We start from the raw sequence: 698 nt of genomic DNA on the forward strand, positions 1-698 counted from the left end.
CCAGGAACGGATACTCAGGTATTAAACGAGGCGAGCGATACTTTACTGACCGTCAAAAGCGTTACGCGGCTTTGACGACAAAATCCACGTGAACGGCGTCGTAGGGGAAATAGACCTTGCCGCTATCATCCTTATCCAACACACCACAGCCAAGCAGGGCCTGAACATCGGTGTGAACGGCCTTGACGTCACGCTCCAGCTTGCGAGCCAACTCCCGAATACCAAGAGGCCCGGCACCGGTCATGGCTTTTATTAACAGCCAGCGCTTGGGTGTCAGTGTGCGCCACAATGTCTCTTCGTCGGGAAAACTGATGAAGTCACCTTGTGACTTGCCCTTAAGCGCCGCCTTCATGCGTCGCTCCACGGTCTCGCGCGTAGCCACTTCAACTGTCACGGTGCTCATGCTCGGCCTCCCAAATCACGACATCCATGAACCGGTCTACCCCAAGGGGAGCTCGGGTTTTCAATAGCTGCTTTGCCCTCATGTTGTCAATCGTACCAACACCTAGCCGGCTCTTCAATACCGCTGACAACTCCGGCAGAAAATCCGGCCTCTTCGCTTACTCGGTCAACAAACCTGCAATGAAAAGGTCCGCGCTGCGCGGCTTCAGCACTCTGCGGCACAATTACGACATTTAGAGAGGGAGGGAAGGACGAAAAAGCCCCTGAAATTCAGGGTATACGGATTTAATGGTTGA

The 698-nt window shown here is 54.0% G+C and carries 1 protein-coding gene; it reads right to left on the reverse strand.

Annotated features, from left to right (window positions below):
- Positions 1 to 61 precede the first annotated feature (61 nt).
- On the reverse strand, positions 62 to 403 hold the full coding sequence (locus B3520_RS14770; protein WP_286805464.1) for a hypothetical protein: 342 nt from the start codon (positions 401 to 403) through the stop codon (positions 62 to 64).
- Positions 404 to 698: the final 295 nt, after the last annotated feature.

The organism is Marinimicrobium sp. UBA4509 (assembly GCF_002388575.1).
GTDB classification, from domain to species: domain Bacteria; phylum Pseudomonadota; class Gammaproteobacteria; order Pseudomonadales; family Cellvibrionaceae; genus Marinimicrobium; species Marinimicrobium koreense.